This window comes from Enterobacter sp. J49, assembly GCF_002148625.1.
In the GTDB taxonomy this organism is placed as follows: domain Bacteria; phylum Pseudomonadota; class Gammaproteobacteria; order Enterobacterales; family Enterobacteriaceae; genus Enterobacter; species Enterobacter ludwigii.
The window spans coordinates 1-24,663 of record NZ_MWPY01000033.1; the positions used below are offsets into that span (position 1 = coordinate 1).

Below are 24,663 nucleotides of genomic sequence, written 5' to 3' on the forward strand. Positions count from 1 at the left end.
CCCGCCTGGCGCTCCTGGGATACCACCGTCAGTGTGCGGTATATCAGAACCAGTCCGTTCCTGAGGTGGTGGAGCAGGTGCTGCGCAAACACGGGCTGGAGGGACCTGATTTTGAGTTCAGACTGGAGCGCACGTACCCGCCGCGTGAAATTATCACCCAGTGGCGGGAAACGGACCTTGAGTTTATCCGGCGCATTCTGTCTGAGGTGGGGATTTACTGGCGTACGGTGATGGACGACGTGCGCGGTCTGGATACGTACATACTGGCCGACAGCCAGCTCAACTACCAGTTTGATGTGCGCCTGCCCTACAGCGAGCCGTCGGGTCTGTTTGACGGTGCGGCAGAGTCGGTCTGGGATGTACGAACCTGGCACACCCTTGCCACCGGCACTGTCGCCACGTGGGATTATAACTACCGGACAGCCTCCACACCGATGGATACCACCGTCAGTGTTCGCAATGACGCGGTGACGACCGGGGAGCATTACCGTTATGCCGCGCCGTACCGTGAAGCGGGTGACGACACCGACCCGGAGCCGGTCACCGAAAGCGGGGCATTCTACGCCCGACTCCACCATGAGCGTGAGCTGAACAGGACTGCCTGTATTCACCTGTTCAGCAATGCGGCACACCTCACTCCAGGACAGATGCTGGAGCCGCAGGGCGATGTCATTGCTGCCCTGAAGGAAGGCGTGCTCCTCACGCTCGTGACCTTCCGGGGCGCCAGGGATTCCCGTCTGCATGTGTCGGTCTGGGGGATGCCTTATACCGAACGCTACTGTTTCCGCCCAACTGAAATCCCGCGCCCTGAAATCCACGGCACACTTCCGGCCCGCGTCGAGAGCCGGGAGAAAAATGATATCTACGCGCACCTGGATGAGCAGGGTCGCTACCGGGTAAAGCCGGACTTCGACCGCGAAGGAACAGAGCAGGGCTTTGGGTATCTGTGGCTGCGTATGGCGAAGCCGACTGCCGGTGACACGCTGGGCTGGCATACGCCGCTCATTGACGGCACTGAAGTGGCCATTGCGTATAGCAATGGCGATATTGACCTGCCGTACATCGCGTATGCACTGCACGACTCCGAACATCCGGACCTCGTGAACCGGGACAATCACACCCGCAACGTGCTGCTCACGCCGGCGAACAATAAGCTGCGGATGGAGGACAAACGCGGCGAGGAGCATATCAAGCTCGCCACGGAATACGGCAAGACGCAGCTCAACAGCGGGCACCTGGTGGACAATCAGGGCAAATCCCGCGGCACCGGTAGCGAACTGCGCACTGATGAATACGGAAGCATCCGTGCCGCGAAAGGGCTGTTTGCCAGCGCGGACGGACAGCCAAAAGCGCAGGGCGAAGCCCTGGACATGGATGCCGCGCTGAAGGAAATCGACAGGCTTAATCAGCAACTGCAACAACTGGAAATAGCCGCCGAAAAAGCGCAGGCCCTGAAAGCGGATGTCGACAGCCAGATACAGATGTTTGAGCAGCGGCTGAAACCGCTCAATGAAGCTGTGCATTTCACAGCCCCGGAAGGCATGGCCCTGACCAGTGGTGAAGATATGCAACTGGCCGCAGCACGAAACGTGGTCGTCAACGCCGGGGGCGATATCAGCGTCGGAACTATGGGCAATCTAACCACGCTGGCCGGAGAAAAACTGGGGCTCTTTGCCCGCACCGGCCAACTGAGCGTCAAATCCGGAGAAGGGCCAATAGATATCCAGGCGCAAAACGCCAGCCTGCGGTTGTTCGCTGAGAAGAAGCTGACGCTGAGCTCGGCGAATGACATCTCCCTGGCCGGAAAAAAACGTATCACGCTGATCGGCGGCGGAAGCTATCTGCGACTTGAGGCCGGGAAGGTCGAGTATGGTACGACGGCGTCTTATTTGCGGAAGGTGAAGCGGACGATGTTTGCTGGTGCAACCAATCTACCAATTGAGTCATTGAAGCAGATGGTAATGATCACTCAGTATTACGACAGAAAGTTAAATTTCTCTTCAAATGTCAATTATCGTGTTGAAACAATGGAGGGAGAGGAAATACTTTCAGGCTCTGGCGCAGATGGATATATCGACAAGAAAGACAGTGAGTCTGAGTATTGGGTATTTTTAAGCTGAGTAATAATTCAATGAAAAAAATAAATATTGAAGTCGATGGCGCCCCCTATTTTATCGTTACAAAAAATGAAAAAACGGAATTAGGAATAAAAGGTAATACCACGCCTGAAAAAGATGAAGAAGCCCATAAAATTGAAGTGCCAAACATTTTGATAATCACAAGAAAAAACGCTGATGTTTTGTTCGTTTTGAGAGGGGGTGAAAAGGATTCTTTTAAAATCATGACAGCTCAAGAGTTGTATGATAAATTCCAGTATCAATGGTTTGAACCATTGGCAGATAACTATCGGGAATTGTTGTATGTTAACGAAGCTGATTACGCAAAAGAAGCTTACAAAATATTCACTTGGGATGATATTGCAGAATTTTCAGTTATCGATAGAACGCCTTTGGCTTTTCGTCCAAAAGGTGAGGGCGACTGGAAAAATAATAGTGTGGGTGGTGCCAGCTATCTCCTCGTAATGATAAATAAAATTCCATACTGGACTGATGCCGTTGGGCAAATACCTTTCGCCATAGACACATATAGAATGGAAAAAAATATACCATCAACAGTTGAAACCGGTATGATATGGGGAACTGGTAAACGTACTGATGTTGCCGATAGAACTAATACGTATGATAATTTCTTTGTGCTCCGAGGGGCGTTATATGCAAGCCAAAGATTTACATATAGCATTAAATCTGGTGGTAGCACTTACCCTGCTGTGAATGTTGTCGAGCAAGATAATGGAGCGTCAACTGATGCATTAGGTAACTCTATAACCTCAGAAGAGTATGATAACTATGCGGCATGGAATAAATAAAAACATTAATTCATTTAATAGTAAACTACTGATCGGCTTGTTAGCATGTATGATCTATAGAATCATCACCATTTCGATTTCTTTACTTTACGCCCAGTTTTTTATTCCACATAAAATCCACATATCAACAAACCTATATGGTTTTTATGTATATTTAATTCTTGTGTTTTGCATATTTATATCAGCAGTTGTTCCCAAGCAAGCAATAGGTATCATCGTAGCAATAAGTTCAACTCTGCTATTGGGGATTGAAATCTTTGAAGCTGATTTTCCATATAGGGCCTTATTGTTTATTCTCTCTTCTTCTTTGTCTTATCTATTTGTTTTCTCATTAAATGGTAAATTGAGAAAAGTACCTTCTGAGTCGCACACATCCAAAACAGCAAGGCGACTTAAATATATTCTGTTAATTGTTTATCCAGCATACCTCTTCTTTGAAGTGGAAATGTTCAGGAATGTTTCATTATTCATTGCCTGCGTTATATTTCTGGTCTTTTCTATGTCTTGGTTGAATGGAAATTTACAATAAAGGCATAAGCAATATATAAATTCTCACCGGCAATTTTACAGGTAATCTTCTTCTTGAGCTTACAAATGAGCAAGATCCCAGAGTACAGTTAACATTTATGAGTGTCTCAATATATAGGGAATGGCTCCAACGCTTTTCCAAATAGTCGATATCTGCAAGGCAAGAAGTCAACAAAATGTTAGCGCTTTTTGACGGACAGACCCGTTACTTTCTGGATATCAATGACAGTTCGGTGAAGCCGGATGTTCTGCGCTTTCGCGGCAGGGAAGCGCTGAGCGAGCCGTTTAAGTGGGATATCGAGTTCACCACTTCGCAGAGGAACATTTCCCCTGAACAGGTCCTGATGAAATATGCCTCTTTCCGGATGCGGAGCGGTAAAAATGTCCACGGTATTATTACCCGCCTGGAATGGCTTTCCACCTCAAAGGATCAGTCCCACTACCGTCTTACGCTCAGTTCCCGCCTGTATACACCCGACAGTGCGCGTTATATCAGAACCAGTCCGTTCCTGAGGTGGTTGAGCAGGTGCTGCGCAAACACGGGCTGGAGGGACCCGATTTTGAGTTCAGACTGGAGCGCACGTACCCGCCGCGTGAAATTATCACTCAGTGGCTTGAAACGGACCTTGAGTTTATCCGGCGCATTCTGTCTGAAGTGGGGATTTACTGGCGTACGGTGATGGACGACGTGCGCGGTCTGGATACGTACATACTGGCCGACAGCCAGCTCAACTACCAGTTTGATGTGCGCCTGCCCTGCAGCGAGCCGTCGGGTCTGTTTGACGGTGCGGCAGAGTCGGTCTGGGATGTACGAACCTGGTACACCCTTGCCACCGGCACGGTCGCCACGCGGGATTACAACTACCGAACAGCCTCCACACCGATGGATGCGACGGTCAGCGTGCGTAACGATGCGGTCACCACCGGGGGGCATTACCGCTACTCAGCGCCTTATCGTGACGCAGGTGATGACACCAGCCCGGAGCCGGAGACCGAATCCATTACATTTCTAGCAACATCTATAAAACCAAAGCACTCTTCAGTAATCTTTAGCCTGGTTATTATCTTTATGCTTGGTATGGAACAAATCCACTTCGAGTAATATTGATGTTTTGTTCCTCATTATCCGGTTGTTCAATAATTATTTTTGCAAAAAATCCTTAAAAGAAACATAAGGTAATTCACATCCCTTAGAATCTAAACCTCTATCATTTAAAATAATTTGCTATATTATGAATCAAAAAACGCCCTCTTTATATGAAATTCTTGCCGGCAACTTTACAGGGGATCTTCCCCTTGAAGTTGTAAACGAAGAAGACCAGGTCATTTTATCTGTACTGGATAACATCCAGCGTATTTTGAACGCCCGAGCCGGGACTATATCCCATTTACCAGATTATGGTTTGCCGGATATGACTAAAATTCTGCAAGGCATGCCGGGTACAGCCCACGAGCTGATCGATACGCTGGCCGGTGTCCTGCTCAAGTATGAACCCCGTTTGCAGTCCCTCAATGTAACTTTACTCGAACAGCACGTGCCAGGAGAGTTGCGTTATGCCATTGATGCTGAGCTTAAGGGCATTGGCCTCGTACGTTACGGCACCGAGTTTATGCCCGAAGGGCGAGTGATGCTGAGGCACCTGAAGCAACAGCAGTATCTCGATACCGCAATCCGTATGTAAGGCCAGACAGCTTTCACCAGTTCCAACACCCAGTAAGAGTCAGGCCGATATTGCAGAGTTTTGCCAGCGAATGCGCAGCTTCAGGAGCAAATGGACGCGTGGCTGGAGGGTATCGGATTGAACGAGGGGACGCTGATTACATCCGTTACGGATCTGCTGGTGGAGTACGGGGCTCTTGAGATTACCGATATCTTTCTGTGTGTAGATGACCAGTCTGTGAAATTGACACCAGTATTTTTGTACGGCCAGGGCGTGACCGGATGCGTGGAAGTGACCCTTCATGCAGAAGGTTGCGTGATCTCTTTGGGGCGCCTGTTCATAAGGGCAGGTCATTTCAGTGACTGGACCTTTAATCCCCCGGGGATGTTGCTGCGCACAGTACAACCTTTTGATCAAAGTACTTCTTTTTGTCTGGTTTTAGCGCTTCTTTCATAGCTATTAACCTGGCAGTACCAGCAGACTTGTGGTGAAGCTGCATAAACAGGAAGTACAGCACCGCAACCTTCATTTGGATATTCAGCCATGAATGACATCAATCCACGAAAAATCAAAACCGGTGGCGATCCGCGCACGTTAGCGGATTATGCCACCCTGCGTGATGAACTGAGTAAGCTGACACATCCGGCCCGTCCGGATGTGAACTGGCATTATGTCGAAAAACTCTGCCTTTCACTGTTTGAGCAAAACGGTGTGGAGTTACAGACGGCGGCCTGGTACACGCTGGCACGGACGCAGCTGGCCGGCTTATTCGGCCTCAATGAAGGCCTGGCGATACTGGATGCGCTGATAAGCCATCAATGGGGGACACTGTGGCCGCAGCCGGTACATGCCCGCATGGAAATACTCAGCAGTCTGAACCAGCGTCTTCAGCAGCGGATGCGCTCGCTCCCGCTCAATTACAGCGACCTCAGACAACTGTATCGGGCTGAGCAACTACTTGGCAGTCTGGGGGAGGTGCTTCAACGTCTGGAGCTTAAGCATCTGAGCCAGCTCGATACGTTGCGTTCCCTGATGCACAACAGTGCTGTCCGGCTGGAAAACAGCAACGATACAACCGGTAGCGGGTCGAATATTCAGTCTGGTATTGTCCTGCCTGCCACCGTAAAGAATGGTGCAGTCATATCAACAGGCTCTCATACCGGTAGTCTCTCTGAAGAGACCCCAGCGCCAGACAGCCCAGTGAAGTGGGTATTCGTTGCACAGCCAGACCACCACGCAAATGTGGAAGTACTGACGGCAATGCCCACTCAGGTAAAAAAGTGGAAATCCTTCGCTGCCGGAATGTGTACCATGCTGATAATAAGTACGGGCGCTGTGTGGAGTTGGCAATTTCTTCACCGGCCAGACCCGCTACAGACTCAGCTTGCTGCCTCACTGGCTCCGTTACCTGCACCTCTTGCGCCTGAAAAACTGGATATGTTGCGTCAGCAATCTCCGTCATCACAAACAATGATAGAACAAACACAGCAGCAGCTTGCCCGACTGGATAAATTGCCTCCTGACTGGAGTATTACTTACAGCCGAAAACTTACAGAACAGGCTCAGGTGCTGTGGCCGGAGCAAGCAAAACCCCTGACACAACAGTGGCAACAACACCTTAATGCTGCCGCATTACCGGTAGAACAGCTCAATGGCTGGTATAAGGGAATGTCAACGCTACAAAAATTGAGTGACCGGCTGAACGGGCTTGATGAGCAGAAAGGCAAATACATGACGGTCAGTGAACTGAAGTCCGTTGTATTTTCCGTCCGGCAGTCTTTTAACCAGTCCATACCGGCTGAAGAGCAACTGCGTATCTTGTCAGAAAATCCTCCTGGTGTACCTTTACCTGCAGCTGCGCGGTCTCAGCTGGAGATGCATCTGAAACAACTGGCAGCCCGATATGCTGAAATAAAACGGAATGCATCAGAGTAAATCCATCGTTAAGATACTTTAAAACTCGTCATTATGACGGGAAGCTTCACGGATATTTCCCCGTTTTAAGATGATGAAGCGTCAGGCCAGTTATGCTGCCATGAGGGATCGTTTTATCGTCCGGTCTGCTGTTTTTGAAGTGATATCGGTGATTATGGACATGCTTTTTCTCCGAAACCCGGTATGCCGTTTGTTTTGACTATCCGTGGATCCCGCCAAATCCGAAAACCCTGCGATAGCAATATCGCAGGGTTTTTTCGTTCTACAACCCAATCACCAGTTCCCCTGAATGGCTTCGCGAGCAGCACAGCGCCACCTGCTGGTCTGCCGCGCTTTTCTCTGACTCCGACTGCACGCTATCCCGGTGATCCACTACGCCGTCGATAACCGGCGTCAGACAGGCGCCGCAAATCCCCATTTCACAGGAGAGCGGTACCGCCACGCCGTTGTCCAGCAGCACCTGCGCGATAGTTTTGTCCGTCGGCACCGGCCAGCGCTCGCCGGTTGATGCCAGCTTGACTGTAAAAATCTCGCCCGTTTCATTACAGTCGGTGGGCATAACGGGCTGGAATGCTTCGCTGTGAAGATTGCTCTCCGCCCAGCCTCTCGTGAGGGCGACCTGATACACTTTCTCCATAAAGCCTGCCGGCCCGCAGACCCAGGTGTGGAAACCGGGCGCTGGCGTGGGCATGTGCTCTGCCAGCGCAGTGCGCGGGCTGATGGTATGGATGACACACTCGCCGTGTTTAAATTGCCTGAGTTCACGTGCAAACGCCGCGTTGCCATACTCTTTAACGTAATAGTGCAGCGTAAACGGGGTACCGGAAGCCTCCAGCTGCCGGGCCATTGCATACAAGGGCGTTATGCCTATCCCTGCCGCCAGCAGCAAGAAGCGTTCAGCCTCGTGCAGCGCAAACAGATTGCGCGGTGAGGAGATAAGCAGTTTCTGCCCCGGACGTAGCGTCTCGTGAACATAGCGTGACCCGCCGCGCGAGGCGGCTTCACGTCCTACGCAAATAAGGTAGCTCTCGCTGTCGCTTGCTCCGGTCAGCGAATACTGGCGAACCAGCCCGCAGGGCAGATGCACGTCAATGTGCGCCCCGGGCTGCCAGCCCGGCAGGGCTTCACCGCATTCTGACACCAGCCTGACGGCGAGACTCTTATCCCCCTCACGCCAGAGACCGTCGACAATAACGCTTAACATTTCGCTCATCACGTTCCTCCGTCACACCAGGAAAAACTCGCCGAAGCCCATCTTTTTCAGCCCCCGGCGGTAGGCAATCGAGCTTTTATCCGCAGGGATATGGGCTTCCAGAGTCAGATCCAGCGGCAGGCTTTCCGGGCGCTGCGTCTCAACCATCAGGCGGTCTTCTTCAAAAATACGCAAATTGAAGGCGTGCACTTCCTCTACCGGAATATGCAGGTCAAAGTTGCGCGCGATAGGGGCGAACATGCGGGTTACCCGTGAAGAGACGGGCGAGGCGGCGTTCATGATCACCAGCCTGGCTTCCCCCGGAAAATGGATCGTCAGCGTGGCGGTAAACGGCAGATGCATTTCAAAATGACGCAGCCACTGGAAGCCTTCCGGGGCCTGGACATCGGAGCTGGCGGGGTAGTTGCTCACCGAGCTCCAGTAATCGGCAACAAAGCCAAACGGCGTCTCCTGGGGCTGATAATGGGGAACCAGCGGATTATTGGGGTCAGCAAAGGTGTCAGTGTGGATCCAGGCAAAATGCGCCACGTCCAGAAACCCTTCCACCTGACGGCCGGCGAAGCCATTCACTTCAAACGCCGGGCAGTTGATCTGCTGAAATCCGTCGTTATCCCAGTGCGGCATGGTGGGCAGCGGCATTGGGTTATCCGGATCAAACGCCAGGCAGGTCCAGATCAACCCAAAGCGCTCCTCCACGGCATAGTTAATCAGGTTAAGCTTCGCGGGAACCGGCTGGTCAGGGCTGGACGGAATGCGGTTGCAGCGTCCATCTTCACCAAAGCGTAAGCCATGATAAGGGCAGATAATCCCGTGTTCATCGTGAAAGCCCAGCGTCAGCGGTACGCCGCGGTGCGGGCAAACGTCCCGGGCGACCACAACCTGGTCTTTGACGCGGTAGATAACCAGTTGTTCGTCGAGCAGGGTGGCTTTGACCGGTGCCGCGCCGATGTCGCAGGCGCGAGCAACCGGATGCCAGCATTTTGCCAGACGCAGCCAGTCCTCTGGCTCAAACGTACAATGGGCGGGTGGAGTCGGTTGTATTTTCATGGTTGTCCCTCTCGCGTTCAGCCTAAAGGCCCGGCCTGAATGGTGTCGCACAGACCGTTAATGATGCGCTCTCCGGTCTCCTCTTTGAGCTCCTGGTACCAGGCCCGGGTCAATGCCATGTCTTTGCCATGCGTGATATCACAGCGTTTACGGGCCTTAAGCACCAGGTCACGGACCCGGTCACAGCGCAGCGCTTCGTACTGCCGCAACGCCAGTGCGATGTTGTGGTTCTCGCGCAGGCATTCACCCAGCACCACGGCGTCCTCCATCGCCGCGCATCCGCCCTGGCCGATATCCGGCGTGGTGCTGTGCGCGGCATCGCCAAGAAGCGCCACGTTGCAGCGCACCAGGGTGTCGAACGGTTCAATGTCGTGGATTTCGATACGGTTGGTGGTCTCGGGATCCAGCGCGGCGATGAGCTTCTGTACCGGTGGCGCCCAGCCGCGGAAATAGCCCGTGAGATCGGCGCGAAGGGTAGTGCGATCTTCCGCCAGCCCGAGGGGGAGCGGAACATCAAAAAAGAAATAGAAGCGTCCGCCGGCGACGGGCATCAGCGAAACGCGCTTGCCCTCGCCGACGAAGGTGGTCCACTGGTGCGCAGGGGCAATCTCTTCATCAATCTTCACCAGCCCGTTCCAGTTGACGTAATCGGCGTAGCGGCGCTCGGGCGTATAGCCCAGCACGTACGGGCGAACCGCGGAGTGACTGCCATCGGCGGCAATCAGGAAATCCCCCGTCGCGGTAGTGCCGTCGGTGAAGGTGACGGTGACGCCAGCCGCGTCCTCACGGACGCTTTCAACGCGTTTGCCGAACTGAACGTTATCGCGCCCCCAGAAGTTCAGCATTTCGCGCTGCAGTTCCGTACGCGACACGGGGCAAGGGCGACCGCCCGTGCGCTCGACCAGCGGGGCAAGGCTAAAGCGGGTGAGGGTATCGCCGCGCCGGTGATCCTTATAGGCCATAAAGCGCATAGGGCCGCCGTAGGTCTCGATGATGTCGCCCATTCCGAGGTGCTGCATGCATTTCACCCCATTGGGCCAGATGGAGATTGCCGCACCGACGGGCTTCATCTCTTTCACGGCCTCAAACACGGTACAGTCGATTCCCGCCTTCTTCAGCGCTACAGCGGCGCTCAGGCCGCCAATGCCCGCGCCAATAACGATTGCTCTCATGCTTCTCTCCTTTTGCAGGGTGTAAAAAGGGAAGGGCAATTTGCGTACCAGGCTGCAGAGTGGCGAAAAGCGCGTTGTATGGGGTGGTTTTGCACTGCTAAGGTGCGCAAACGCGGTGAGAATGCCTTTTTATGAATCAATAATTTCCTGTTGTGCGATCCGGAATCGACTGTTTCATGGGGGATGGCAAGAGTGGCGTAGTTTGTGCAAAGCGAGAAAACGACGATATGACGGGAGTGAGTATGATTGCACTGCAAACTTTTAATCAACTGAGCCACGAAGAGGCGCTCGCGCGGTTGCAGCCCTGCGTGGCGTTGCCCGACTGGGCCGATGCGCTGGTGCAGGGGCGGCCCTATTTACACCGCAAAGCACTGTTCGACGCCGCCCGGGTGCTGGCCCAAACCTGGGATGAAACGGCGCTTACGCAGGCCCTGAATGCGCACCCGCGTATTGGTGAGAAACCGACGGGAGCCCGGGCGGAGGCGATGCTTTCGCGCCAGGAGCAGGGTGCCATCGACAACCGCGACAGGCAGCTGGCACAGGCACTGCAGGAAGGGAACGCTCGCTACGAGGCCCGTTTTGGACGCGTGTTTTTGATCCGCGCGAAAGGCCGTAGCGGTGAGGAGATTTTACGCGCCCTCAACGCCCGGCTGGAAAACAGCGATGCGCAGGAGGTACAGGCCGCACTGGAACAGCTGCGGGAAATTACGCTGCTTCGGCTGGAAGGAGTCATTGACGAATGAGTACGTTAAGCACGCATGTTCTTGATATTTCGACGGGAAAACCGGCGCAGGGCGTAAGGGTTTATCTTGAGCAGGACGGCGTCGTATTGGCCACTGCTTTCACTAACGCCCAGGGGCGCATCACCGCGTTTATCCCTTTCCTGCCTGCAGGACGTTACCGGCTGGTGGCCGAGATAGGGGCTTGGTTCACCGAAACCGGCCGCGACACGCTTTACCCCTGCGCGCAGATCGATTTTGTGACGGGAGAAACGGCAGACGAGCACTTCCACCTGCCGTTTGTGATTGCGCCGGGCGGGTGGTCAACCTACCGCGGTAGTTGACCACACCTGCACACCGTTGACCCAGGTCTCGCTAATATTGCGCTCGTCGCCCAGGGTCATCAGCACAAACAGCTTCTCATAAATGTCCTGACAGCGCCGGTTACGCAGGCGCTGTAGCGGCGTAACGGCCGGGTCGATGACGATAAAATCGGCCTCTTTGCCGGGGGCGAAATTGCCAATTTTATCGTCCAGCCTCAGGGCGTGAGCGCCGCCCAGCGTGGCGTGATAAAACGCTTCGCTGGCGCGCAGGCGGTAGCTCTGCAGCTGACCCACCTTGTACGCCTCCCCGAGGGTGCGCAGCATGCTGAAGGTGGTTCCGGCACCCACATCGGTGCCAATGCCCATACGCACCTGGTATTGCCAGCAGGCGGGTAAGCGGAACAGTCCGCTGCCGAGAAACAGGTTCGAGGTGGGGCAAAACGCCACCGCCGAGCCGGTATCGTGCAGACAGCGCCATTCACTCTCATGGAGGTGGATCCCATGGGCAAACACGCTGCGTTCTCCGGTCAGCCCGTAATGATGATACACATCCAGATAACGTTCATGTTCCGGCCACAGATCGCTTACCCAGGCCACTTCATTTGGGTTTTCGCTCAGATGGGTCTGCATCCAGGTGTCGGGAAACTCCTCTCTGAGCAGGCTGACCGCGGCCAGCAGTTCCGGTGAGGAGGTCGGGGCAAAGCGTGGCGTAATGGCGTAGCCCAACCGTCCACGGTGGTGCCAGCGCTGGATCAGCTCGCGCGTCTGCCGGTAGCTCTCTTTCGCGGTTTCACTCAGGTAGTCAGGCGTGTGGCGGTCCATCATCACCTTGCCGGCGATAAGGCGCATGTTAAGGCGCAGGGCCTCGGTGAACAGCGCCTCGACCGATTCAGGATGCAGCGTACAAAACACCAGCGCGGTGGTGGTGCCGTGGCTGACCAGTTGGTTGATGAAAAACGCCGCAATCTCTTTCGCATAGGCCTCATCGGCAAACTGGCTTTCTACCGGGAACGTGTAGGTGGTCAGCCACTCCAGCAGCTGCTCACCAAAAGCGCCAATCATCTCCGTCTGCGGGTAATGGACGTGGGTATCGACAAAACCCGGGAGCAGCAGTTTGCCGCGCAGGTCGGTGTACCCTTTATAGGGATCAAGATACTGCTCGCCCTCCTGCCAGGCCATCTGCGCCAGAATTTTGCCGTTATGGATGAACAGCAGCCCGTCTTCAAGGTAGCGCGCCTGTTGGGCGATAACGTCTGCACTGTCGCAGACCTGGGCAATATCAAAAAATGCACCGCGGATCGCAGTCTGGTAGTCCATCATGATTCCTGCCTTAGTGTTTGCGTAGCGGGGTGATGAGACTGAGCAAAAACGGTGCCAGAATGAAAAAGGCCGCAGAGGAACTGCGGCCCGGAGGAAGGGTTACTCTTTTTGCGTCGCCACACGGGGGCTGAACGACGAGGCGCCTGCCGCTTCACGCTCTTCCCGCGCCAGCCAGCGGTAGGTGACCCCGCCCAGGAAGACGCCGATAAACCAGCTAAAGTTTGCCACTTCATGCAGGGAGGGAATAAAGCTTATCACCAGTCCAACGGCAACGGATGGCACCAGCGCGCCGATGGCTTTCGGGTTGAAACCGTTGCGATACCAGTATTTGCCTTTTGGCGTGTCATCAAACAGATCGTCTACGGAGACTTTGCCGCGCTTAATCAGGTAAAAATCGGCAATCAGAATCCCGAACAGCGGGCCAATAAACGCCCCGAGCACGTCCAGAGTGTAGTGGATAAGCTCCGGCGAGTTAAACAGGTTCCACGGGGTTAACAGGATAGATCCGACGGCGGCGATCATCCCCCCGGTGCGGAAGCTGATTTTTTGCGGTGAACAGTTAGAGAAATCAAACGCCGGGGAGACGAAGTTCGCCACGATGTTGATCCCGATGGTGGCGGTGATCATGGTCAGCAAGCCAATGGCCACGGCCAGATCGTTGCCCACACGGCTGACGGTTTCAATCGGGTCAGTGATCATGCGGCCAAACAGCGATTGCGTACCCGACACAATCACCACGGTAACGATGGAGAACAGCAGGAAGTTAAACGGCAGGCCCCAGCGGTTACCGCGGCGGATCTCCCCCATGCTTTTACCGTAGCGGGAGAAGTCACCAAAATTGAGCAGCGGGCCGGAGAAGTAAGAGACCACCAGCGCCGTGGCGGTGATCATCTGCCAGGTCTGCTCACCGGCGCTCAGGGATTTGCTGGCAAGGGTAAAGGAGATGCCGTCAAAACCGGTCTTGTATACAATCCATCCCGCCAGCGCCAGCATCACCACGTAGACCGCCGGACCTGCGATATCAATAAAGCGCTTAATGGCGCTCATGCCGTGCCAGAAGACCATCGCCTGCAGCACCCACATGATAGCGAAACAGATCCAGCCAAGATGCGACAGGCCCAGGAACGAACCGGTGGTGAGCGTCGCGAGTGAAGGCCAGAACTTAAGCGCTACCAGCATCAGCGCGTTGGCGGCCAGGTAGGTCTGAATGCCGTACCATGCGAAAGCAATCAGCCCGCGGATCACCGCCGGAATATTGGCCCCGAAAACGCCAAATGCCTGACGGCAAATCACCGCGTAGGGTACGCCTGCCATCTGACTCGGTTTCGCCACCAGGTTGGCGCACAACTGCACAATGCAAATCCCTATCAGCAGGCAGAGCAAGACCTGCCAGCTTGCCAGCCCGAGCGTAAAGAAGCTCGCGGCAACAACATAACCCCCCATGCTGTGGACGTCCGACATCCAGAAAGAAAAGATGTTGTACCAGCTCCAGTTCTGGTCACGCGTCGGTGCCAGATCCTCATTGCAAAGCCGTGGGCTGTAAACCGCACCGGAATCAGCGGCCGTACCGTGCTGCGCGTTTTGTCTGTTTGGCATGAAACCTGCTCCTGTGAATGAAAACCCGTTAAGTGGGAGTGCAGACGGTGTTGCAGGATCCAGGCCAAAATAATAAATCTTGTATGCAATATTTTATTTTTATGTATACGATTTGATAGCGAAAAGTAAAAATCGGAGTGGTTAATGAACAACATAAACAGCCTGCAGACCGCGCCAGACCTGCATGACAAAGATGAATCCATCTTTCAGGCGCTGATGACCGCGATAGTCGAACATCAGTTGCTCCCGGGAAGTAAATTGCCTGAAGAGGCGCTGGCTGAGGTCTTCGGCGTGAGCCGCACCGGTATTCGCAAGGTGCTGCAACGACTCGCCGCTGTGCAAATGGTCACCTTAACGCCCAAACGTGGTGCACACGTGGCCAGCCCGACGGTAGAAGAGGCGCAGCAGATCTTCCGCACGCGCGCTCTGCTTGAGGTGGCTAGCCTGCCGGACGTGCTGGCCCACTGTCAGCCGCCGCATCTGGCTGCACTGGAAGGGATTATTCGCCAGGAGCAGCAGGCGCACGAGGCGTATGACGGCCCCGCCGCAATCCGCCACTCCGCCAATTTCCATATTCAGCTTCAGGCCATTTCAGGCAATCAGGTGCTGACAGAGATGGTGACCGGACTGAGCCAGCGGTCGTCGCTGGTGATCGCAGCCTGGGGCGCGCCGTGGCGTCAGGGCTGCCGCTGCAATGACCACGAGCAACTGGTCGAACTCTTGCGCCAGAAGGCGCTCCAGCCCCTGAGTGAGGCCTTAATGCACCATTTTGAACATATTGTCGCCAGCCTTTGTTTCGAACGGGCCGGTGAGTGCCTGCCTGATTTTGCCCGGCTGTTCGCCAGCCACAAGGAGTCGTAATGTCGTCTGTTTGTATACAAGTGATTAACCCCAACACCAGCCTCGCGATGACGGAAACCATCGGCGCCGCAGCCCGCGCGGTGGCAGCTCCGGGAACGGAGATCCTCGCCGTCTGCCCGAGCGCAGGTGTGCCCTCGATAGAAGGTCATTTTGATGAGGCCATCGCCGCCGTGGGCGTTCTCGAACAGATAAAACGCGGACGGCAACAGGGCGTGGATGGACACGTGATTGCCTGCTTTGGTGACCCCGGCCTGCTGGCGGCGCGCGAGCTGGCGCAGGGGCCGGTCATCGGTATCGCAGAAGCTGCGATGCATATGGCCACGCTGGTGGCAACGCGCTTTTCCGTTGTGACCACGCTGCCGCGCACGCGGATTATCGCCCGTCATCTGTTGCACCAGTATGGTTTCCAGGACCACTGTGCAGCCCTGCATGCCATCGATCTGCCGGTGCTGGCACTGGAAGACGGTAGCGGCCTGGCTCAGGAGAAGGTGCGCGCGCGCTGCATCCAGGCGCTGAAAGAAGATGGCTGCGGCGCGATTGTGCTCGGCTGCGGTGGAATGGCGACGCTGGCGCAGGAGCTGACGCGCGAGCTGCACGTGCCGGTGATCGACGGCGTCAGTGCGGCGGTGAAAATGGTCGAGTCGCTGGTGGCGCTGGGGCTGTCAACCAGCAAGCACGGGGACCTGGCTTTCCCGGAGAAAAAAGCGTTGAGCGGACACTTTCAGGCACTGAATCCATTTTAATTGAGGGGGTGATAATGGCGCTTTTTAACGAAGATTATCCGAGGGACTTACGCGGCTATGCAGGCAAGCCGCCGCACGCGCAGTGGCCGAACCAGGCGCGCATCGCCGTGCAGTTTGTACTCAATTATGAAGAAGGGGCGGAAAACCACGTGCTGCACGGTGATGCCGGCTCAGAACAATTCCTCTCGGACATCATTGGTGCGGCCAGTTATCCGGACAGACACATGTCGATGGACTCCCTCTATGAATACGGCAGCCGTGCCGGGTTCTGGCGGATCCATAACGAATTCTGCAAGCGTGGCCTGCCGCTGACGGTCTTTGGCGTGGCAATGGCGCTGGCGCGACATCCCGATATCGTTGACGCCATTAAAGCGGCTGATTATGACGTGGTCAGCCACGGCTGGCGCTGGATCCACTATCAAAGTATGGATATCAACCAGGAGCGCGAGCACCTGCACAAGGCGGTGCATGTCCTGACTGACCTGTTTGGCAAACCGCCTGCCGGCTGGTACACCGGGCGTGACAGCCCAAACACCCGCCAGCTGGTAGTGGAGCATGGGGGCTTTGACTATGACAGCGACTACTATGGCGATGATTTACCGTTCTGGACGCAAGTGGCGTGCAGCGACGGCACGCGCAAACCCCACCTGATTGTGCCGTATACCCTGGATGCCAACGACATGCGCTTTGCGACCGCGCAGGGGTTCAACACCGCCGAACAGTTTTATACCTACCTGAAAGACAGCTTTGACGTGCTGTACGAAGAAGGGGAATGTGCGCCGAAGATGATGTCCATCGGCATGCATTGCCGTCTGCTGGGGCGTCCGGGGCGTTTTCGTGCACTCCAGCGGTTCCTCGATTACCTTGCGCAGCACGATCGGGTATGGGTCTGTACCCGCCAGCAGATAGCCGATCACTGGCGTGAGGTGCACCCGTTCCAACAATAACGGTCCAGCAGTGCGCCGGGCGGCGGTGACGCCTGTCCCGGCCTGCTGCTTATCTGATGGGAAAAGCGCCATCGGGCAGGGTTATTAGCATTACGCCATCACGCTCACCTGCGCCGCCACAATTCGCCAGCCGTACGGGAAGCGTACCCATGTCTGCTGCTGGCGGCCAATCCGCTCCGTTCCTTCGCGCGTGAATTCGGTGCTACACACGGCGTAATCCTCTCCGAAGGTGGTGATTACCGTATGGCGCAACGTCCTTTGCAGACCCGCGGACGGGCGCGCCGCCCGAAAGGCGCGGATTTCCTCAATGCCGTACAGGTTTTCGCCCGCACCGAGACGCACCGTGTTTTTGTCGTGCCAGAACAGCTCATCCAGTACCGGAATGTTGTTGCTTACCAGCGCATCTTCATAGCGGTAAAAGGCTGCGGTCACTTCTGCAACGACCCACGGAAGATTAATGTCATCGTGATTTATCATGGTGCCATCTCCGCCGGCCGGGCATCGGTTATTCCGCTTGCTTCCAGCACCCGCGCCACGCGCAGGCAGGCTTGCTCGTTAAACGGCGCGGCGATCAACTGCAGGCCAACAGGTCTGCCCTGAGCGGTGCGCAGCGGGACGGTGGTAACGGGTAAACCTAAAAACGAAATCGGCTGCGTCAGCATGCCCATGCTGGCGCGAACCGGTAACGGCTGGCCGTTGATCTCCATAATCTCTTCGCCAATTTGCGTTGCACTGCGCGGCGTGGCCGGGGCGATCAGCACGTCGGCCTGCGCAAACAGCGCTTTAAACGCCTGTCGGGCCTGCGTGCGAAAACGCTGGGCCTGAATATACCAGGCTGAAGGGATCATCGCGCCGGCCAGCAGTCGCTCGCGGGAGTGCGGTTCAAAACGCCCGGGCTCGCGGCGAAGCGCGGGCAGGTACTGATTTCCGCCTTCCGAGGCGCTGATGATAAACGCCGCGGAGCGGGCCAGCTCGGCATCGGGGAATTGCAGCGTTTCCTGCACGTCGAGGGCTTTTGCCACCCGCGACACGGTGTCTCGCATGTCGCTGTCGCACCAGGTACTGAAATAGCCGCCGAGCACCGCGCAGCGCAAACCATCCAGACCGCGGTCGAGCAGGGGCCGGGTCTGCTCCCGGGAGCTCTCCGCCTGAAATCCGTCGCTGGTATCCCGACCCTGCAGTGCATCGTACACCGACGCCAGATCGCTCACGCGACGGGCAAACGGCCCGATGTGATCCAGACTGGCGACAAACGGATGGCTGCCGGCGCGTGACAGACGACCAAAAGTGGGCTTAAGACCGTATATTCCGCACAGGGAGGCCGGTACGCGAATCGACCCGTTGGTGTCGGTACCGAGCGAAAAATGGACCAGTCCGGCAGCGACCGCGGCGGCAGAACCGCCGGACGATCCTCCGGCAATGCGCGTCACATCGTGCGGGTTACGCGTTGCGCCGTAGTAACTGTTTTCCGTCGTAAAGCCGTAGGCGTAGGCATCCATGTTGACCATCCCCGACAATAAGCCTCCGGCACTGCGCAGCTGGCGTACCGCAAAGCTGTCAGCGGTGGCGGGGGGGCGCTGGCTGAACAGCTCTGCACCGGCAAGGGTCGTGTGCCCGGCGACGTCGAACAGGTTTTTCACCGCGTAGGGAATGCCCGCCAGCGGCGGCAGAGGGCGTTTCTCCCGACGCAGGGTGTCGATATTTTCGGCTTCGGCCAGCATGCGTTCTTCCGTGACGGTGGTCCAGGCGTTGATATGGGGATTGATGCGCGTAATGGCTTCCAGGGTCTGGCGGGCGATTTCATGGGCGCTCAGGTCGCCTGCACTCAGCGCCTGCTGGATCTCACTGATACTCATCTCGTGTAGCGTCATGCTTTGTATACTCCTGCGATCTCCAGACGGTCATCAAGCGGCAGCGCCATCAGCGGGGCGGCCATCGCCGCGATACGGCAGAACTGCACATAGAGTTCTGCCCGGCGGGCGTCATCCAGCTCAACGCCCAGCACGGACTCCATTTGCGCCAGATAGGCATGCCAGTCAGGTTGTGTGGTATTCATCAGTCTCTCCTTAAAATCCGGCGGCGGCGCCGTTGCTGCGCGGGTCAAATGCCCCTTCAAACAGCCCGTTGGGATGGCGAACAATCGCACCCGCGTGGCCCATGGCTTCGCTGAATTCCGGGAGGCACTCCACGTCGTGGCCCAGCGCCTGCAGGCGCGCGACGGTCTGCGGCGTAAAGCGGCCTTCCACCTTCAGAGTGTCGGACGTCTGTCCCCAGGTGCGCCCCAGTAACCAACGCGGGCGGGCGATGCTCTCCTGCAGCGGTACCCCCTGCACCACATAGCGGGTAAACAGGGTGGCCTGGGTTTGCGGCTGGCCGTCACCGCCCATCGAGCCGTAGACCATGACGCGTCCGTCATGCAGACGCGCGGCTGCCGGGTTCAGGGTGTGGAACGGTTGTTTTCCTGGCGCAAGCGCCAGCAGGTGACGGGGATTGAGGCTGAATGAGGCTCCCCGGTTTTGCCAGACGATGCCGGTATCAGGCAGGACCACGCCGCTGCCGAACTCGTGATAAATGCTCTGAATAAACGACACGGCAAGTCCGCTGTTATCCATCACCCCCATCCAGACCGTATCACCAGGGCCTTTGCCGCAGCCCCACGGTGCGGCCTGGTTATCATCGACCTGGTCGGCGAGGGCGGCCAGTGCGGCAGGATCCAGCAGACTCTGGATATCGGTTTTCAGCTCACGCGGGTCGGTGATATGGGCATCGCGCAGACCAAACGCCAGTTTGGTGGCCTCTACAATGCGGTGAACGGTGGTCGCTTCGTCAGCATCGGCCATGGACAGGCGGTCGGTTATCCCGAGGATCGCCAGCGACACCAGCCCCTGCGTTGGCGGCGCAAGGTTCCACACTTCGCCCTGCTGATGCTGTAATTTCAGCGGCGTGGTGCGCCGGGCGACATGCGCGTTTAGGTCAGCCAGGGTGATGGGCAGCCCCAGCGTTGCCATGCCCCGGGCCAGATGCTCCGCCAGCGGGCCGCGATAAAAACTGTCCAGACCGTCATCTGCGAGGTGGGAGAGCGTGGAGGCCAGCGCCGGTTGATAAAACCGGCTGCCGACCTGCGGCGGTTTGCCGTCCGTCAGCCAGGTCTCCGCGAAGCCGGGCAGGTCCTTCAGTTCATCCAGCTTACTGGCCGTGGCGGCGGCCTGAGACGCGGTCACCGGCGTACCGTTTCGGGCATAGTCAATGGCGTCTGCCAGCAGACGATTCAGGGGAAGAGCGGTGCCCGTCAGCGTGCGCGAAACCTTCAGCGCTTCGTCCCAGCCGCTCACCGTTCCCGCCACGGTCAGCGCCGCGCGAGGCCCGCGATGGGGGATCTGAGAGACATCGTCATAGGCGGCAAGCGTCGCCAGTGAGCCTGCTGCGCCGCTGGCGTCAATGGCAACCGGTTCGCCGTCAGGCGGCACGATAAGCCAGAAACCGTCCCCACCGAGACCGTTCATGTGCGGGTAAACCACGGCAATGGTTGCGGCGGCGGCGACCATTGCCTCAATCGCGCTACCGCCTTCGCGCAGAATGGCCAGGGCGCTCTGGCTGGCAAGATGGTGGGGCGCCACGGCCATTCCGTGTACGGAGACATTACTTTGCATGGAGAGTCCTCATAACCCAAAAGTCACAAGGTGCTGCAAAAGCTGTTCCAGTTATGAATGAAAAGTTTCACGTCAGTCGTAACATAACGTTTTAAGAAGCTGGCATGCTTAATGAAAGGTATAGTGAGGTGAAACAAAAGTTACAGAGGCTTTATGGAACAGCTTGATGAACGTCTGAAAGCGCAATACGCGTCGTTGTCACCGCAGGAGCAACGGGTGGCTGATTTTATTTTTGATCATTTCGACGACCTCATTAGTTATAACAGCGCCGAGCTGGCGCAGCTGAGCGGGGTGTCGAAAGCCACGGTGAGCCGTCTGTTTAAGCGTCTGGGCTATGAGAAGTATAAAGAGATGCGCGACGAACTGCGCACGCTGCGCCAGAGCGGCATGCCGCTGACCGATAACCGCGATGCGGTGCAGGGCAACACTCTGCTGGCGCGGCATTATAAGCAGGAGATGGCAAACCTCACCCAGTGGGTCAACGCTCTGGATGCTCAGCAGTTTGCCGAGGCCATGGCCTCAATGGTGAAGGCGCGGCGGATTGTGATTATCGGGATGCGCAACGCCTATCCGGCGGCGCTGCACCTGCGCCAGCAGCTGTTGCAGGCGCGCGGACAGGTGCTGCTGCTGCCGCAGCCGGGGCAGAGCCTGAGCGAGGAACTGGTCGATTTAACGCCCGACGATCTGGTGATTATGATGGCATTTCGCCGTCGCCCGCGGATCGTTCGGCCGCTGTTGCAGCAGCTTCAGCACAGCGGTATTCCGGTTCTGCTGATGTGTGAGCCGCAGGCGCACAGCCTGTTTCCGCTGACCAGCTGGCAGCTCTGCGCCCCGCTGGACAGCGTCTCGGCGTACGACAGCTACTCGTCGGTCAACAGTCTGATCAACCTGCTGGCTAACGCCTTCCTGCATGAAATCCTCGATAAAGGCCGTCCCCGGATCCACGATATCGCCTCCCTGTATCAGCAGCTGGACGAACTGGAACAGCGATAATGGGGCATCAGGCTGGTGCTTTGCATTAAAATAGTGCAGAAAAGCGGGGCGGAAAAGGGAGGCCTTTTCCGCCCCGCTCTCGTTTTATCAGGCCTTCAGAGAAAATTTCCCGTTTCGCTTCATCTGGCACATTAGTTGCAAAATCCAATTCAAAGAATCTTTTGTTTCATGTTAACGTTACGGGGAAGCACCATGAAAAAGTTATTGATTGCACTGACCGGGGCCGTCTGTCTGTTTGCAAACCTGCCAGCAAAAGCTGACCAGCTTCAGGATATTGAGAAACGCGGCACTCTTCGTATCGCCGTCCCGCAGGATTTTCCTCCGTTTGGTTCGGTCGGGACCGATCTCCAGCCGCAGGGCTACGACATTGACATGGCGCGCTATCTGGCAAAACAGATGAAGCTCAAGCTGCAGCTGGTGCCGGTGACCAGTGCCAACCGCGTGCCGTATCTGCAAACCGATAAGGTGGATCTGGTGATCTCAAGCCTCGGTAAAAACGCCGAGCGTGAAAAGGTGATCGATTTTAGCCGTGCCTATGCGCCGTTCTTCCTCGGCGTGTTCGGCCCGAAAGGGGCTGAACTGAAAGATGCTGCTCAGCTGAGTGGAAAAACCATTGGCGTGACGCGCGGTGCGGTGGAGGACATGGTGCTGACCAGCCTTGCGCCGAAAGATGCAGACGTCAAACGCTACGAAGACAATAACACCACCCTGTCGGCTTACCTGTCCGGTCAGGTCCAGTACGTGGCGACAGGTAATCTGGTCGTGGCGGCGATTTCCCGCCAGAACGCCGCCAAAGCCCCGGTTCCGAGCTTTATGCTGAAGGACTCGCCGTGCTTTATCGGGCTGAAGAAAAACGAACCGGCGCTGAAAGCGAAAGTTGATGCGGTGATCGAGCAGGGAATTAAAGACGGCACCCTGAATAGCCTCTCTGAGCAGTGGCTGAAAGCGCCGTTGCCGGCAAGCCTGGGCGTGTAAGGCGATGACAGAGCAACTCCATTTCTCTGCGCTCTGGCCGTACTGGCCGGCGCTGCTGGCAGGGCTGTGGGTCACCATTCAACTGACGGTGATGGCAACCCTCGGCGGGCTGGCGATCGGTATTTTCGGGGCGGCGATTCGCAGCGGCCGGACGACGTGGTTCAGCCGGATCTGGGGCGGCTACGTGGAGATTATCCGCAACACGCCCTTTGTTGTGCAGCTGTTTTTCATTGTGTTCGGTCTGCCGAATCTGGGGCTGAAGATGACGGCGGGCGAAGCGGCGCTGCTGGCAATGGTCGTCAACCTGGGCGCGTACAGCACGGAGATTGTCCGTGCCGGTATTCAGGTTACGCCCAAAGGACAGTGGGAGGCCGGCCGCGTGCTGGGGCTTACCCGCCTGCAAACGTTTATACGCGTGGTGCTGCCACCGGCACTGCAGCGTATTTATCCGGCGCTGGTCAGCCAGTGCATTATCGTTATGCTCGGTTCGTCGGTGGTGTCGCAGGTCTCCTATGAAGAGCTGACTTTTTCCGCCAACCTGATTCAGTCAAGAACGTTCCTGAGCTTTGAGGTCTATCTGGTGACCACCGGAATTTACCTGGTGCTGTCAATTACCCTGCGCCAGCTAATGATGGTGGCAGGACGGAAGTGGCTGGGGGTACAGGCATGATGACCACCTTTACCGACTGGGACATTATTCGCAATCTGCTGCTCGCCGGACGCTGGACGGTGCTGCTGTCGCTGGTGGCGTTTGTCGGCGGGGCGGCGGTAACGCTGCCGCTGTTGCTGTTGCGCCTCACGGGTGGGCGTACGGTAAAACGTCTTATCCGCGGCTATATCGAACTGTTTCAGGGCACGCCGCTGCTGATGCAACTGTTCCTGGCCTTCTTCGGCGTGGCGCTATTGGGTATCGATGTTTCGCCGTGGACCGCCGCGTCGCTGGCCCTGACGTTCTACACCAGCGCCTTTTTGCTTGATATCTGGTTTGGCAGTATTCGTGCGCTGCCGAAAGGGCAGTGGGAGGCGTCGCGCTGTCTGGGGCTGACCTTCGGCCAGACGCTGTTTCGCGTGGTGGCTCCCCAGGCGTTACGCATCGCCATCGCCCCAACGGTGGGGTTCGCCGTGCAGGTGATTAAGGGGACCGCGCTGGCATCCATTATCGGTTTTATCGAGCTGACCAAGGCCGGGACGATGCTGACCAACGTGACCTATCAGCCGTTTAAAGTCTTTGCGCTGGTGGCGCTCGGCTACTTCATTCTGTGTTATCCGCTGTCGCGCTACAGCCGTTATCTGGAGACTAAATTCAATGCCTCTCATCACCATTAATCAGGTGCAGAAGTACTACGGCGATAACCACGTGCTCAAGGGCGTGGATCTGGACATCGACATGGGCCAGGTCATTTCAATTATCGGGCGCAGCGGTTCGGGTAAAAGCACGCTGTTGCGCTGCATTAACGGCCTCGAAGGGTATCAGGACGGCAGCATCAAGCTCGGCGGCATGACCATTACCGACCGGGATTCCCAGGCGCGTGAAATCAGCCGCTCGGTCGGCATGGTATTTCAGAACTTCAACCTTTTCCCGCACATGACGGCGATGGAAAACGTGATGCTCGCGCCACGTCGGGTGCTGAAGAAAAGCGCAGCAGAATGTCAGGTGCTGGCGCAGCGCATGCTGGAGAAAGTCGGGCTGGGTGACCGTCTGGATTACTACCCGTCAAGCCTCTCCGGCGGCCAGCAGCAGCGCGTGGCGATTGCCCGTGCTCTGGCGATGTCGCCTAAAGTTTTACTCTGTGACGAGATAACTTCCGCGCTCGATCCGGAACTGGTAGGCGAAGTGCTCAAGGTGCTGGAACAACTGGCCGCTGAGGGGATGACGCTGATCCTGGTGACCCATGAAATGAATTTTGCCCGCGAAGTGGGCGACCGCGTGGTGTTTATGCATCAGGGGCGCGTCTGGGAGCAGGGCGACAGTAAAACGCTGTTCGCTAACCCACAGACCACTGAGCTTAAACAGTTTATCTCCTCCGTGCGCGGCCTCAATTAACTAAGGACTA

22 protein-coding genes and 3 pseudogenes are annotated in these 24,663 nt (G+C 56.5%); 16 read left to right on the plus strand and 9 right to left on the minus strand.

The genetic code is table 11. The annotated features are described in order from the left end of the window. The 6 genes and pseudogenes from BJP35_RS12725 to BJP35_RS12750 all read left to right on the plus strand — a co-directional run. Nucleotides 1-2,120, plus strand: a 2,120-nt coding sequence (locus BJP35_RS12725) for a type VI secretion system Vgr family protein (RefSeq protein ID WP_256971762.1), incomplete at its 5' end; no start/stop codon positions are given. A gap of 11 nt (nt 2,121-2,131) precedes the next feature. Beyond that, nucleotides 2,132-2,926 (plus strand): hypothetical protein, encoded by a 795-nt coding sequence (locus tag BJP35_RS12730; protein ID WP_047357190.1) that lies wholly within the window; start codon nt 2,132-2,134, stop codon nt 2,924-2,926. Nucleotides 2,927-3,630: 704 nt separating this feature from the next. After that, nucleotides 3,631-4,469, plus strand: a pseudogene (locus BJP35_RS12735) (type VI secretion system Vgr family protein); the annotation flags it as partial. A 217-nt stretch (nt 4,470-4,686) separates the two neighbouring features. After that, complete coding sequence (gene tssE / locus BJP35_RS12740; protein ID WP_047357193.1) at nt 4,687-5,136, plus strand: type VI secretion system baseplate subunit TssE; 450 nt, start codon at nt 4,687-4,689, stop codon at nt 5,134-5,136. Between the two features lie 90 nt (nt 5,137-5,226). Beyond that, nucleotides 5,227-5,571: a hypothetical protein gene (locus tag BJP35_RS12745; protein ID WP_240485685.1), complete on the plus strand. Its 345-nt coding sequence runs from the start codon at nt 5,227-5,229 to the stop codon at nt 5,569-5,571. Between the two features lie 87 nt (nt 5,572-5,658). Next, entirely contained in the window at nt 5,659-7,050 is a 1,392-nt protein-coding gene (locus BJP35_RS12750; RefSeq protein ID WP_047357194.1) for a VasL domain-containing protein, read from the plus strand. A 262-nt stretch (nt 7,051-7,312) separates the two neighbouring features. Here the strand turns inward: BJP35_RS12750 and BJP35_RS12755 are convergent, their stop codons facing one another. Genes BJP35_RS12755 through hpxO form a run of 3 tightly spaced genes read right to left on the minus strand, consistent with a single transcriptional unit; the run spans nt 7,313 to nt 10,482 of the window. Next, nucleotides 7,313-8,263 carry a PDR/VanB family oxidoreductase gene (locus BJP35_RS12755; RefSeq protein ID WP_047744269.1) on the minus strand — a complete coding sequence of 317 codons (951 nt, stop codon included), beginning with the start codon at nt 8,261-8,263 and terminating at the stop codon, nt 7,313-7,315. A gap of 12 nt (nt 8,264-8,275) precedes the next feature. Beyond that, nucleotides 8,276-9,310 (minus strand): molybdenum cofactor-independent xanthine hydroxylase subunit HpxD, encoded by a 1,035-nt coding sequence (gene hpxD / locus BJP35_RS12760; protein WP_032677828.1) that lies wholly within the window; start codon nt 9,308-9,310, stop codon nt 8,276-8,278. 17 nt (nt 9,311-9,327) lie between these two features. Beyond that, complete coding sequence (gene hpxO / locus BJP35_RS12765; RefSeq protein ID WP_047744271.1) at nt 9,328-10,482, minus strand: FAD-dependent urate hydroxylase HpxO; 1,155 nt, start codon at nt 10,480-10,482, stop codon at nt 9,328-9,330. Between the two features lie 242 nt (nt 10,483-10,724). Between hpxO and uraD the strand changes: the two genes are divergently transcribed. Next, complete coding sequence (gene uraD, locus BJP35_RS12770) at nt 10,725-11,225, plus strand: 2-oxo-4-hydroxy-4-carboxy-5-ureidoimidazoline decarboxylase (RefSeq protein WP_086463300.1); 501 nt, start codon at nt 10,725-10,727, stop codon at nt 11,223-11,225. Continuing rightward, nucleotides 11,222-11,545, plus strand: coding sequence for a hydroxyisourate hydrolase (gene uraH / locus BJP35_RS12775; RefSeq protein WP_032677832.1), 324 nt, complete (start codon nt 11,222-11,224; stop codon nt 11,543-11,545). Before uraD ends, uraH begins: the two co-directional genes overlap by 4 nt. Here the strand turns inward: uraH and guaD are convergent. Both guaD and BJP35_RS12785 read right to left on the minus strand, forming a co-directional pair. Beyond that, nucleotides 11,525-12,844: a guanine deaminase gene (gene guaD, locus BJP35_RS12780; RefSeq protein WP_086463301.1), complete on the minus strand. Its 1,320-nt coding sequence runs from the start codon at nt 12,842-12,844 to the stop codon at nt 11,525-11,527. The genes uraH and guaD overlap by 21 nt on opposite strands. A gap of 99 nt (nt 12,845-12,943) precedes the next feature. After that, complete coding sequence (locus tag BJP35_RS12785; RefSeq protein WP_047357200.1) at nt 12,944-14,440, minus strand: NCS1 family nucleobase:cation symporter-1; 1,497 nt, start codon at nt 14,438-14,440, stop codon at nt 12,944-12,946. A 144-nt stretch (nt 14,441-14,584) separates the two neighbouring features. Here BJP35_RS12785 and BJP35_RS12790 point away from each other — a divergent pair, with 144 nt between their 5' ends. The 3 genes and pseudogenes from BJP35_RS12790 to puuE form a co-directional block, all read left to right on the plus strand. Continuing rightward, complete coding sequence (locus BJP35_RS12790; protein ID WP_086463302.1) at nt 14,585-15,301, plus strand: GntR family transcriptional regulator; 717 nt, start codon at nt 14,585-14,587, stop codon at nt 15,299-15,301. After that, nucleotides 15,301-16,174, plus strand: a pseudogene (gene hpxA / locus BJP35_RS12795) (allantoin racemase). Before BJP35_RS12790 ends, hpxA begins: the two are co-directional and overlap by 1 nt. Next, nucleotides 16,074-16,991 (plus strand): annotated as a pseudogene (gene puuE / locus BJP35_RS12800) (allantoinase PuuE); the annotation flags it as partial. The pseudogenes hpxA and puuE, both read left to right, overlap by 101 nt. A 90-nt stretch (nt 16,992-17,081) precedes the next feature. On the opposite strand, the gene hpxZ reads toward puuE, so the two are convergent. Genes hpxZ through hpxW form a run of 4 tightly spaced genes read right to left on the minus strand, consistent with a single transcriptional unit; the run spans nt 17,082 to nt 20,641 of the window. Next, a complete protein-coding gene (gene hpxZ / locus BJP35_RS12805; RefSeq protein WP_032677834.1) occupies nt 17,082-17,468 on the minus strand; it encodes an oxalurate catabolism protein HpxZ in 387 nt (128 codons plus the stop codon). Continuing rightward, on the minus strand, nt 17,465-18,862 hold the full coding sequence (locus tag BJP35_RS12810) for an AtzE family amidohydrolase (protein WP_047744282.1): 1,398 nt from the start codon (nt 18,860-18,862) through the stop codon (nt 17,465-17,467). Before BJP35_RS12810 ends, hpxZ begins: the two co-directional genes overlap by 4 nt. Then, nucleotides 18,859-19,047, minus strand: a complete 189-nt coding sequence (gene hpxX, locus BJP35_RS12815) for an oxalurate catabolism protein HpxX (protein WP_014169467.1) — start codon at nt 19,045-19,047, stop codon at nt 18,859-18,861. The genes BJP35_RS12810 and hpxX overlap by 4 nt, the downstream gene beginning before the upstream one ends. Nucleotides 19,048-19,057: 10 nt before the next feature. Continuing rightward, nucleotides 19,058-20,641, minus strand: a complete 1,584-nt coding sequence (gene hpxW / locus BJP35_RS12820) for an oxamate amidohydrolase (protein WP_086463303.1) — start codon at nt 20,639-20,641, stop codon at nt 19,058-19,060. Nucleotides 20,642-20,794: 153 nt separating this feature from the next. Between hpxW and hpxU the strand changes: the two genes are divergently transcribed. The 5 genes from hpxU (at nt 20,795) to BJP35_RS12845 (ending at nt 24,653) form a co-directional block, all read left to right on the plus strand. Beyond that, nucleotides 20,795-21,634 (plus strand): MurR/RpiR family transcriptional regulator HpxU, encoded by an 840-nt coding sequence (hpxU, locus tag BJP35_RS12825; protein WP_020884740.1) that lies wholly within the window; start codon nt 20,795-20,797, stop codon nt 21,632-21,634. 192 nt (nt 21,635-21,826) lie between these two features. Next, a complete protein-coding gene (locus tag BJP35_RS12830) occupies nt 21,827-22,609 on the plus strand; it encodes a transporter substrate-binding domain-containing protein (protein ID WP_020884739.1) in 783 nt (260 codons plus the stop codon). Between the two features lie 4 nt (nt 22,610-22,613). Next, a complete protein-coding gene (locus tag BJP35_RS12835) occupies nt 22,614-23,279 on the plus strand; it encodes an amino acid ABC transporter permease (RefSeq protein WP_086463304.1) in 666 nt (221 codons plus the stop codon). Continuing rightward, nucleotides 23,279-23,935: an amino acid ABC transporter permease gene (locus BJP35_RS12840; protein ID WP_025204495.1), complete on the plus strand. Its 657-nt coding sequence runs from the start codon at nt 23,279-23,281 to the stop codon at nt 23,933-23,935. The genes BJP35_RS12835 and BJP35_RS12840 overlap by 1 nt, the downstream gene beginning before the upstream one ends. Next, entirely contained in the window at nt 23,916-24,653 is a 738-nt protein-coding gene (locus tag BJP35_RS12845) for an amino acid ABC transporter ATP-binding protein (protein ID WP_020884737.1), read from the plus strand. The genes BJP35_RS12840 and BJP35_RS12845 overlap by 20 nt, the downstream gene beginning before the upstream one ends. The last annotated feature ends 10 nt before the right edge of the window (nt 24,654-24,663 follow it).

Excerpts from the sequence above, each read along its gene's own strand:
- BJP35_RS12730 (WP_047357190.1), top strand. The coding sequence starts at position 2,132 with ATGAAAAAAATAAATATTGAAGTCGATGGCGCCCCCTATTTTATCGTT.
- tssE (WP_047357193.1), top strand. The coding sequence starts at position 4,687 with ATGAATCAAAAAACGCCCTCTTTATATGAAATTCTTGCCGGCAACTTT.
- BJP35_RS12745 (WP_240485685.1), top strand. The coding sequence starts at position 5,227 with ATGGACGCGTGGCTGGAGGGTATCGGATTGAACGAGGGGACGCTGATT.
- BJP35_RS12750 (WP_047357194.1), top strand. The coding sequence starts at position 5,659 with ATGAATGACATCAATCCACGAAAAATCAAAACCGGTGGCGATCCGCGC.
- BJP35_RS12755 (WP_047744269.1), bottom strand. The coding sequence starts at position 8,263 with ATGAGCGAAATGTTAAGCGTTATTGTCGACGGTCTCTGGCGTGAGGGG.
- hpxD (WP_032677828.1), bottom strand. The coding sequence starts at position 9,310 with ATGAAAATACAACCGACTCCACCCGCCCATTGTACGTTTGAGCCAGAG.
- hpxO (WP_047744271.1), bottom strand. The coding sequence starts at position 10,482 with ATGAGAGCAATCGTTATTGGCGCGGGCATTGGCGGCCTGAGCGCCGCT.
- uraD (WP_086463300.1), top strand. The coding sequence starts at position 10,725 with ATGATTGCACTGCAAACTTTTAATCAACTGAGCCACGAAGAGGCGCTC.
- uraH (WP_032677832.1), top strand. The coding sequence starts at position 11,222 with ATGAGTACGTTAAGCACGCATGTTCTTGATATTTCGACGGGAAAACCG.
- guaD (WP_086463301.1), bottom strand. The coding sequence starts at position 12,844 with ATGATGGACTACCAGACTGCGATCCGCGGTGCATTTTTTGATATTGCC.
- BJP35_RS12785 (WP_047357200.1), bottom strand. The coding sequence starts at position 14,440 with ATGCCAAACAGACAAAACGCGCAGCACGGTACGGCCGCTGATTCCGGT.
- BJP35_RS12790 (WP_086463302.1), top strand. The coding sequence starts at position 14,585 with ATGAACAACATAAACAGCCTGCAGACCGCGCCAGACCTGCATGACAAA.
- hpxZ (WP_032677834.1), bottom strand. The coding sequence starts at position 17,468 with ATGATAAATCACGATGACATTAATCTTCCGTGGGTCGTTGCAGAAGTG.
- BJP35_RS12810 (WP_047744282.1), bottom strand. The coding sequence starts at position 18,862 with ATGACGCTACACGAGATGAGTATCAGTGAGATCCAGCAGGCGCTGAGT.
- hpxX (WP_014169467.1), bottom strand. The coding sequence starts at position 19,047 with ATGAATACCACACAACCTGACTGGCATGCCTATCTGGCGCAAATGGAG.
- hpxW (WP_086463303.1), bottom strand. The coding sequence starts at position 20,641 with ATGCAAAGTAATGTCTCCGTACACGGAATGGCCGTGGCGCCCCACCAT.
- hpxU (WP_020884740.1), top strand. The coding sequence starts at position 20,795 with ATGGAACAGCTTGATGAACGTCTGAAAGCGCAATACGCGTCGTTGTCA.
- BJP35_RS12830 (WP_020884739.1), top strand. The coding sequence starts at position 21,827 with ATGAAAAAGTTATTGATTGCACTGACCGGGGCCGTCTGTCTGTTTGCA.
- BJP35_RS12835 (WP_086463304.1), top strand. The coding sequence starts at position 22,614 with ATGACAGAGCAACTCCATTTCTCTGCGCTCTGGCCGTACTGGCCGGCG.
- BJP35_RS12840 (WP_025204495.1), top strand. The coding sequence starts at position 23,279 with ATGACCACCTTTACCGACTGGGACATTATTCGCAATCTGCTGCTCGCC.
- BJP35_RS12845 (WP_020884737.1), top strand. The coding sequence starts at position 23,916 with ATGCCTCTCATCACCATTAATCAGGTGCAGAAGTACTACGGCGATAAC.